Source organism: Frankia sp. AgB32 (assembly GCF_023243045.1).
Lineage (GTDB): Bacteria > Actinomycetota > Actinomycetes > Frankiales > Frankiaceae > Frankia.
Genome location: NZ_JALKFX010000022.1, coordinates 26,780 through 36,526, shown reverse-complemented (window position 1 = coordinate 36,526; position 9,747 = coordinate 26,780). Strand labels below are relative to the sequence as shown.

The following is a 9,747-nucleotide window of genomic DNA, read 5'->3' as shown; positions in this document are numbered from 1 at the left end:
GGGGGGTCCGCCCGCGGGGGCGCGGCCCCCCGGGGGGCGGGGGGGGGCCGCGGCCGACCGGCCGGCCGTCGTCCGACAGGCCACCCGGGAGGAACGCGCCGGCACCGGCGTCACGCCCTGACCCGATCCGATCCCTGATCGCCGATCCCCGGCGCCGGAACCGGCGCCGGAGATGATCAGGGGGTGCGAACGAGGATGCCCTCGGGGTTGCCGGAGCCGGGGGCATCAGAGCTGTACCGCATCCCCCCGCCCTGCAGGCGCAGCGACACCTGGCCGCCGTGGGTGCATACCGGCAGGCCGAGGAGGGTGGGATCGGGGCTGCCGGTCGGAACGTCCTCCAGGGTCGCGCCGTCGGCGGTGCTGACCAGCCGAAGGTCGGCGACGCAGCGGATCGGCTCGGTGCTGAGGCTCTCCAGCCCGGCCACGCTGACCTCCGAATGCGCGACGATGTCGCCGACGCGCCCGTCGCGCAAGGTCACCACGACGGCTTCGGTAAGGCCGCGGCCGGTGGTGATCGTGCCTCGCCAGGTCCCGACGTAGCTGGCCGGGACCGCGCCGTCCGTGCCGGAACCGGCCGTAGGCGTGGAGGTCTCGGTCGTCGGCCCGGAACCACCGACGTCCGGGCCGGTCTCCACCGTCGTGCTGCCGCCGCTCGCGGCGGACGAGGTGACGCGGGGGCGCGCGTCATTCCGGCCGTTCCCGGAACTGAGGAGATACAGCAGGACGACGAGCAGGACCACCAGGCCCACGCCGACCACACCCACGCCCACGGCGAGCGGTGGGAGCGGCAGCGACCGGCGGGATCTGGGCGGCCGCTCCGACGGCGGCGGCGGGGTCGGTGCCGGCGAGGCCAGCGGATGCGGAGATGGACCGGTCCCTGACGGTTGGCCAGGACCTGTTGGTTGGCCAGGACCTGTCGGGTGACCGGGGCCGCTCGGGTGACCGGTGGCAGAGAGGCCAGGGCTACTCGGGGGCGGCGCCGCCACCGGAGCGTAGGTCGGCACCGCGGTCGCCGGATCGTACGTACTCCACCCGGGTCCGGGTCCGGGCCCGGAGACGGCCCGCGCCGGGGACGTCGGTGGCGGGGCGTCGAGGTCCAGCAGCGTCACGGCGCGCCGGCTGAGCGCCGTGACCAGCGCCGGGGGCAGCCAGCCTGGCGCGATCAGCGCCGCCGCGCCGTCGGTCGCGCCCAGGCTGGCCAGCACCGCCTGCGGCGTGGGCCGCTCGGCGGGGGACTTGCGCAGGCAGGCCGTGACCAGTCCGCGTAACTCGGCGGGCACCTCGGCCAGATCCGGTTCCCGGGACATGACCGCGTACATCATCGCGGGGACGCTCGGCGCCTGGAACGGACCCGTGCCGGTGACGGCGTGGGTCAGCACCGCGCCGAGGGCGAAGATGTCGCTGGCCGGCCCGACGTCGCCGGAACTGATCTGCTCGGGCGCCATGTACGCGGGGGAACCCACGGCCGCGCCGGTGTTCGTCAGCGCGGTCGCGTCGACCGCGCGCGAGATGCCGAAGTCGATGACCTTCGGCCCGTCCAGGCTGAGCAGCACGTTGGACGGTTTGAGGTCGCGGTGGACGAGTCCCGCGCGGTGCACGTCGATCAGGGCCTCGGCGAGCCCCGCGCCCAGTGCCCGTACGCTCGCGGTGGGCAGCGGGCCGTGCTCGCGGATGGCCTCCTGCAGGGATGGCCCCGGGACGAACGCGGTGACCAGCCACGGGTGCTCGCCGTCCGGGTCGGCGTCGAGCACCGGCGCCGTCCACATCCCACCGACGCGGCGGGCGGCGTCGACCTCGCGCCGGAACCGTTCGCGGAACCGTGGATCGCCGGTCAGCTCGGAGCGGATCACCTTGACGGCCACGGTCCGCCCGCCGGCGCTTCGGCCGAGATACACCCGGCCCATGCCGCCGGTGCCAAGGCACCGCAGCAGCCGGTAGTTGCCGATCATTTCCGGATCGTGGGGACGTAGGGACTGCATCGTCGCCGCCCTCCCGATCCGGATTGATTTGTCCAGAGAATACGGGCGGAGGTGGCGCGAATCCTCGGGGCGGGGCAGGAACGGCGCGAAATTGCGTTGCGGGACCGGCGCCGCACCTCCTAACGTTGTGGGTACATCCCGCCGGGGGGCTCCCGGCGGCCGCGCTTCCGGAGGATGCCAATGCCTGCCCCGGGCCTGGTCCCGGGTCGCCGGTGAGGATTCGCACCGTGGTCTCCACGGTGCTGGTCGCGCATGCTCTGTTCTCCCGGTGACCCGTTGGACATCGAGTTCTCCCAGTCCACGTGACATCCCATCGGGATCATGGAGCAACCTGCGTTGAGCACGAACATCCCGTCCGCGTGGTACGCGGACTTCTTCACCTGTCTTCCGAACGAGTTCTGGCGTCGCGCGGCGACCCCGGAGTGGACCGCGGCCGACGTCGCGTTCGTCGAGACCCGGCTCGGCCTCGCGGCGGGTTCGCGGATCCTCGACGTCCCGTGCGACAGCGGGCGGCACAGCCTCGCGCTGGCCGCGCGCGGCTACCAGGTCACCGGGGTCGACCTGTCCGCCGAAGCGATCGGCAACGCGCGGCGGGCTGCGGCCAGCCGGCAGGCCGCGGTGACCTTCGAGCACCGCGACATGCGCGACCTCGCGCCGCTTGGTGTCTTCGACGCCGCCGTGTGTCTGGGCAACAGCTTCTGCTATCTCGACCCGGCCGGCACCCGGGCGTTCGTGGCCGCGCTCGGCCGCGCCGTTCGCCCAGGCGGCGGGCTGGTGATCGATGTGGGTGGCGCCGCCGAGTCGGTGCTGCCCGGATTCACCAGCGCGCCGCGAACGATGCACACCGGAGACATCACCGTTGAGTCGACGACCGAGTACGACGTCGCGACCAGCCGGCTGCTCAGCCACTACCGCTTCGCCCAGGGCTCGCGGAGCCTCGACGCGACCGCGGTGCACCACGTCTGGACCAGCGGCCAGCTCGGTGCACTGCTGGCCGAGGCCGGGTTCGTCGACCTGAGCCGCCACGGCGACCCGGACGGCACACCGTTTGTCGTCGGCTCGGGTCGGCTGTTCCTGGTGGCTCGCCGGGAGTGACGACCGGCTCGCTCGGTGCCCGCGGGCGGAGGAGCGCACCGGGTGAGTATCCGCGCACGGCGGTACCGGCGCCCAGCTGGCGCCGGCACCGCCGTGTCCACCCGCCTGTCCGCGGAAAGCCGGGCGTTCACCGACATGTGGTTGGGGGTCGCTTTTCGTGGGCACCCGAGAATTGCGGATGATTGGAATGTCGGCTTCTTCTGCGGTCGATCCGAAATGGCCGTAAGTCTTGCCTCGACACCCTTGGCCGGCGACCATGGGAACATGTTTTGTTTGTTGTCCGATTGGCGCACGGAATCCTTTTGTGCCGCGCTGGCGCCAGCGCTTGACGGGGACCTCGATGGCTGCGGTAACCTCGCGCCGCGCCCTCGGCGCAGGCAGGTCAATCGGCGAGAGGAAGAGTTAAGAATGGACCAGCAGCAGGAGCGGCAGGTCGAGCAGCAGCTTCGCCAGAACTGGCGGCAGATCCGCTACCGCATCCTTGACCAGTTCGGTCAGGTCAGCACGGCGGATGTCGACTCGGCCACCAGCGTGAACGACCTTGTCGCGCGCATTGCGGACAAGACGCACCACAGCGAGCGTTACGTCCAGAACCGCCTGCAGGAGCTGGTCGGCGTGGGCGCGAACCAGGGCGACGTCAGTGGCGAGCGCTTCGGTGGCGGCCAGCAGGGCCAGCAGGGCCAGCAGGGTCAGGGCCAGCAGGGTCAGCAGGGCCAGCCGTTCGGCTCGCAGCAGTAATTGCTGACCGGATAACCCGCTACTCGGCGCGTGTTCGTGAGAGCGGCGCGCCGAGTAGCGTCCGGATCTCGAGCAGATCGTCAATCATCTTGACCGTCGACGGATTCCGGGGGAGCCGCCGCAGCTCGTCCAGCATCGCGTCCGTCTCCTCGACGGTGGGAATCTCGTCGATTGACGCTGCTATCTTGACGATTGCTTCCATGGCGTCCATCACCTGCCGGTTCGTCGTCTGGATCGGTCCGACGCCCTGATGGCTCGTAACCGAATCGGACGTGCGTTCCATCACGGTGCAGCGGGCGTGTTCAACTGTAATTAACGATCGGTTTCGATACTGTTAATTCTATGCCGCTCGTCAGGCGTTTCCGGGCGGCATCACTTTCCGCCAGTGACCATCTGCGGTAACGGTCGCCGCAGCAGCGTTCCGTGGCGGGCCGACCCGCGACAGTGGAGAGCGGTGTCGAGCCCTGTTCGTGCCATCAGCGCACCACCTCCACGACCGGCCGAGCACCTCCGGTCTGTCCGATACCGGGGTGACCTGTTCCCGGCTGTCCGCGGTTCCAGCGGAATCCGATCTATACCCGCCATTGCTGATCGCCAAGCCAGGTTGGCCGGCGGCGCTCAACCGGTGTTGCGCAGACCGGCGGCGATGCCGTTGATGGTCAGCAGCAGCGCGCGGCGGAGCTGGGGATCGGCGCCCTCGCCGGCGGCCCGGGCCCGGGCCAGCAGGGAGATCTGCAGCGCGTGCAGCGGTGCCAGGTAGGCGTCGCGCACCTCGAGGGTGTGCCGCAGCGTGGGCGCGCTCTCCAGCAGCTCGCGCTGGCCGGTGACCGCGAGCACCTCGGTGACCGTGCGGGCATGCTCGGCACGGATCGCCTCGAAGATCGCCGCTCCGTTCCCGCCGACCAGGGTCGAGACGTAGCGCTCGGCGATCGTGAGGTCCGACTTCGCCAGCGTCATCTGCACATTGCCGAGAAACGTGCGGAAGAAGTGCCACGAGCGGTACATCTCGGCGAGGGTGTCCCCGGCGCCCGCGGCGCGGGCTGCGGCCAGACCGGTGCCGACTCCGAACCAGCCGGGCAGGATGATGCGCGACTGCGTCCAGCCGAACACCCAGGGGATTGCCCGCAGGTCGGCCAGGCCGCCGGAGCCGCCGGGCCGCCGCGACGGCCGCGAACCGATGTTGAGATTGCCCAGCTCCTCCACCGGGGTGGCGGCGAGGAAGAACGGGACCAGCGCCGGATCGCCGACGAACTGCTGGTATGTCTGCCGGGCCGAGTCGGCGACCGCCTGCATCGTCTCGTCCCAGCCGGCGAGCACGGCGGGGGTCAGCCGCGACGAACGGTGCAGAATCGACGCCTCGACCACGGCCGACAGGGCGATCTCCAGGTTGTGCCGGGCGAGCTGCGGCAGCGTGTACTTGTCGGAGATCACCTCGCCCTGCTCGGTGACCTTGATCGAGCCGTCCAGGGTGCCGAACGGCTGCGCCATGATCGCCTCGCCGCTCGGGCCACCGCCCCGGCCGACCGAACCACCGCGGCCGTGGAACAGCCGCAGCACCACGCCGTGTCGGCGGGCCACGTCCCGCAGCTCGCGCTGCGCCTTGTGGATCTCCCACTGGGAGGCGGTGATTCCGGCGTCCTTCGACGAGTCGGAGTAGCCGAGCATGACCTCCTGCACGTCGCCGCGGGCACCCACCAGTGAGCGGTAGGAGGGATCGGCCAGCATCCCGTCGAGCAGACGGCCGGCGGAACGCAGCTCGGTGACCGTCTCGAACAGCGGCACGAAGCCGATCCGGGCCCAGGCCGGTCGGCCGCCGAGGCCGATCCCGACCAGTCCCGCCTCCCGGGCGAGCACCGTCACGGCGAGGATGTCGTCGACATCCCGCGTCATCGACACGATGTAGCTCTCGATCACGTCGCCGCCGAACCGGTCGAGCGCCGCGCGGATCGTCCGCATCAGGTCCAGCGCGCGCAGCGCCTCCCCGGGCAGCGGGGGCGGTGCGCTGCCGAGCAGCGGTCGGCGCCGGGCCAGCTCACCGGACAGCAGGGTTCGCCGGGCGTCCCGGTCGAGCGAGGCATAGGGGACATCGAGCTCGCCGAGCTGGTCGTACACGGCGGCCAGCGCCGCGTGGTGGGCATCGGCGTGCTCGCGGATGTCCAGGGTCGCCAGCGACAGCCCCATCGCACCGGCCGTGCGGATGACGCGCGACAGCTCGCCGTTCGCGACCAGATCGCCATCACTTTCGACGAGGGACGCGCGCATCACCGCCAGATCCTCGACCAGCCCGGACAGCGCGGGGTAGTCCCGCCCCGGCACGTGTGGCGATCCGCTGGCCAGCCGCTCCCGCGTTGCCACCAGCCGAGCCAGGACGTAACTGCACTTGAGCCGGTACGGCTCGGCCGCGTTGAGCCGGACGAACCGGTCGTACACCTCGGGCAGCGCCTCCCGGTCCGCGGCCAGCGAGGCGACGAGCTCCTCGCTCACCCGCACCACCCGGGTGGAGGCGGTCAGCTCGCGGATGAGCCGCTCGACCGACGCGGTCAGCAGCCGCAGGCCGAAATCATGCTGGAGGACGAGGACCTCCATCGTGACCGCGGGGGTCACGTTCGGATTGCCGTCCCGATCGCCACCCGCCCATGAGCCGAACCGCAACGGACGGGCGCCGGGGGGCAGCGCGATGCCCACCCGGGCGAACGACAGATCGAGCTCCTCCAGCAGGTCGGGCAGCACCTCGGTGGCGATCAGCTCCAGATAGTAGGCTGCGGAGCGGGCCTCGTCGGCCGGTTTCGGCCGCTCCACCCGCAGCTCGTCGGTCTGCCACAGCACGTCGACCATCTCCGCGAGGCGCCGGCCGATCCGGTCCCGGTCGGCGGGACGGGGCTGGGCGCCGTCCGGGCTGTCGGCGTCGAGCAGCTCGGCGATGCGTCGCAGCGTGTCGAGCACCGAGCGGCGGCTGGCCTCCGTCGGATGGGCGGTGAACACCGGCCGCAGCTCGAGCCGGCTGGCGATCAGCGCTGCCAGCGACCGGTCGAGAGTGCCGGCCCCGAGCGCGTCACCCATCCGGGCGAAGGTCTCCGCCAGCGGGCCGCGGGCCCGGTCGGACAGCTCGCGGGCGCGGTGGAGCTGCTCGGTGATGTTGGCGAGCTGGAAGTAGGCGGTGAACGCGCGGGCGAGCACGATCGCCGTCGGGTCGTCGACGCCGGCGAGCAGCCGGCCTAGCTCGGCTCCGTTGTCGGGCCGCCGCGCGAGCGCGCGGACCTGTTCGACGAGCGCAAGCGTGTCCGCACCCTCGTGCCTGGTCAGGGCCTGCCCGAGCAGATCGCCGAGGCGGCGGACCCCGGCGCGCACCGCCGCGTGCCGGGCGTCGGAGGAGACCCCGCCGGCGAAGGCGCCCGGGTCCGCCCCGGGCCCGTCGAGGTCCGCCGCCGCACTGCGTTCGATCGTCACGCCGCCTCCGGGGGATGTCGTTGTACCGAGACACCGGACACGGCGACCACGGTGTCACCGGCATGCTCGGACGGGACCACCGCCCCGCCGCCAGGGCCTAGTCTGCCGACTCGCCGCGGCGTTGCCTACGGCTGGTGGGTGTGGGGAAGCAGATGCCCGACTCTGCTAGCCGATGAGGACGATCAGCGGCGGAGCGGCGAGGACGACGAGCGCGGCGAGATAGGCGCCGGCGGGCTGCCACCAGACCACGCTTGGTGGGTCGAGCAGGCGGGCGATCCGGGACACGACGGGGTTGGTGATGCCACGCGGTGGTGCCAGCCCCGCATCGCTGTCCGCGTTGCCGGCGTCGCCGGGGGCAGCGGAGCCGGGGGGCTTGGTGGTGCTGGGCAACGCCGCGGTCACGGTGGCCGGGGCGAGGGATGCCGGGGAGCCGCCGCCGTGCCCGGCGATGCCGAGCGCACCGGCCGGGACCGGGGCGCGGGCGATGCCGAGCCGGGCGAGCGCGCGGGCCAGGGAACGACGGTCGGACCGCCTCGCCGCGGCGTCGTCGGCGAGCATCTCGACCAGTAAGGAGACCGCGGCCGTGGCCTCGCGGGCCGGGCGCAGGAACGGGAAGGTTCGCTCCCAGGCGACGAACGGCTGGATCACCAGATCGTGCCGGCCGGCGACGTGCGCCGCCTCGTGGGCGAGCACCGCGTCCAGCTCGGCGGCATCCAGGGTGTTCAGCAGCCCGCGGGAGACCACCACCCGGGCGTGGCGCACGCCCGGCACGCAGTACGCCACGGCGATCGGATGGTCGAGGATCCGCAGCAGGATGCCGGCCTGGTCGCGGTGTTCGCACAGGCAGCAGGAACTGCCCGCGACCCGGTCGCCGTGATCTCCGGAGTCGTGGGCGGCGGAGTCGTGGGCGGCGGAGTCGTGGGCAGCGGAGTCGTGAGTAGCGGAGTCGTGGGTGCCGTGGCCGCGGTGGCGACGGCCGGCGAGGTCGACGAGGTGACGGTGGCGGTGCCGCTCGCGAAGGGTGGCCGCGGTCGATGCCCCGAGCACCCCGAACAGGCGCCCGGCCAGCGCGGTGGCCACGGTCAGGCCGACGAGGTTGATCCAGCGCAGGCCGGCGAGCGGCTCGCCGGCCGCGACGTTGCCGACGTGGTCGACCATCGCCGCCGGCGTGCGGGTGGCCAGCGGAGAGACGGTGAACGCGACCGTCGCGAGCAGCGCGGAGACACCGCCGGCCAGGCCGATCGCCTGCCAGAGGACGATCGCCGCCCGGGGGCAGCGATGCGGCCATCGCGCGGCGGCCAGAAGGCTTGGCACGGGCCAGGCCAGCACACCGGCAAACAGGGCGAGAAGGGCCGCAGTCGTCATCTCGTCGGCAACGCTACCCCCGGTCGGTGGGAATCTGAACCGTTCGGTCGGTGCCTGCTGTCGTCGCGGCGGCGCCGCCCGGGTCGTCCGGCGTCGGCCCGGCCCCCGCCACGGAAGTGCCGGCGCCGCCGGCCTCCGTCAGATCGGCGAAACCGGCGGAGGCGGGCTCCGCGGCGCCGCCGGGCTGGGGTGCGGCAGGGGGTTCGAGTGCCCGCCGCAGGATCTCCGCCTCCTCGGCGGAGACCGACCCGACGAAGCGGACCAGCGCCGACCCACGGTCGTCCGCGTTGCCGAGCGCTTCCATCATCGCCTCGGCCACGACTGCCTCGCGGCTGTCGACCGCTGCGTAGCGGTGGGCCCGCGCGGCTCGTTGCCGGCGCACGAAACCCTTGCGTTCCAGTCGTTCCAGCACGGTCAGCACGGTGGTGTAAGCGAGATCGCGCTCATGGTCGAGGCGGGCGGCGACTTCGCGAGCCGTCAACCACCCGTCGCTCGACCACAGCACGTCCATGACCGACCGTTCGAGGTCACCCAGGCGCGCCATGAGTCAATCCTACGTCGCGTAGAAGTTGTGCGGTGTCGAATGCCCGACGTCGCGGGCGCCTGCTGCATCACAACCCACTGACCTGCCTGTTCGCGGGAGTCGCGCGGGTGGGGCGGGGGTGGCGCGGTCGCCCCGGACCAGCCGGGCGTCGTCATCGACGTCATGTCTGGCCGTAGCTAGAAGGTGGCGTTCCGCAGTCGCGTTCATGGTCGTCGGAAGCCCGCCGACGCTCTTCGCGCAGGCCGGACGGTGGCCCTTCCCGGCACCTCGTGAGACCTTTCGCCTGGCCCGTTTCGGTACCGTCTCGGCCCGTTCCGCCCATGCCGTCCACCCGTGCCGCTCCAGGGTGGAACGAGCCGGGGCGGCTACCGGCGGAATGCGCCCGACCGAGGCGTCGGCGATTGCATTCGCCGGCATTCTCCGGGGGGCTGTGATCCAGCCCGCAGCCAAGTGGTGGAATTCTTTACGAAGTCGTAATTCTGCGGTCGGGTCGAACGGCCCCCGGAGCGGGGTCCGGTTGTTCTCGGCGACAGTGGAGCATTGCCTCGAATGCGCCCGTTGGTGCCGCTTCAGAGGTGG

7 protein-coding genes are annotated in these 9,747 nt (G+C 72.1%); 2 read left to right on the top strand and 5 right to left on the bottom strand.

The genetic code is table 11. The annotated features are described in order from the left end of the window. Positions 1–176: 176 nt before the first annotated feature. Positions 177–1,949 (bottom strand): serine/threonine-protein kinase, encoded by a 1,773-nt coding sequence (locus tag MXD60_RS09345; protein WP_248818606.1) that lies wholly within the window; start codon positions 1,947–1,949, stop codon positions 177–179. A gap of 366 nt (positions 1,950–2,315) precedes the next feature. Between MXD60_RS09345 and MXD60_RS09340 the strand changes: the two genes are divergently transcribed. Together MXD60_RS09340 and MXD60_RS09335 are read left to right on the top strand one after the other, a co-directional pair. Then, a complete protein-coding gene (locus tag MXD60_RS09340; protein ID WP_248818605.1) occupies positions 2,316–3,074 on the top strand; it encodes an SAM-dependent methyltransferase in 759 nt (252 codons plus the stop codon). A 408-nt stretch (positions 3,075–3,482) separates the two neighbouring features. Further along, a complete protein-coding gene (locus MXD60_RS09335; protein WP_248818604.1) occupies positions 3,483–3,812 on the top strand; it encodes a hypothetical protein in 330 nt (109 codons plus the stop codon). Positions 3,813–3,831: 19 nt separating this feature from the next. Here the strand turns inward: MXD60_RS09335 and MXD60_RS09330 are convergent, their stop codons facing one another. The 4 genes from MXD60_RS09330 to MXD60_RS09315 form a co-directional block, all read right to left on the bottom strand. Next, a complete protein-coding gene (locus tag MXD60_RS09330) occupies positions 3,832–4,014 on the bottom strand; it encodes a hypothetical protein (RefSeq protein WP_248818634.1) in 183 nt (60 codons plus the stop codon). Between the two features lie 416 nt (positions 4,015–4,430). After that, complete coding sequence (ppc, locus tag MXD60_RS09325; RefSeq protein WP_248818603.1) at positions 4,431–7,259, bottom strand: phosphoenolpyruvate carboxylase; 2,829 nt, start codon at positions 7,257–7,259, stop codon at positions 4,431–4,433. 165 nt (positions 7,260–7,424) lie between these two features. Next, the gene (locus MXD60_RS09320; protein ID WP_248818602.1) at positions 7,425–8,624 is read right to left on the bottom strand and encodes a M56 family metallopeptidase; all 1,200 of its coding nucleotides are present in this window, start codon (positions 8,622–8,624) and stop codon (positions 7,425–7,427) included. Between the two features lie 13 nt (positions 8,625–8,637). Next, positions 8,638–9,168 carry a BlaI/MecI/CopY family transcriptional regulator gene (locus tag MXD60_RS09315; RefSeq protein ID WP_248818601.1) on the bottom strand — a complete coding sequence of 177 codons (531 nt, stop codon included), beginning with the start codon at positions 9,166–9,168 and terminating at the stop codon, positions 8,638–8,640. Positions 9,169–9,747 lie beyond the last annotated feature (579 nt).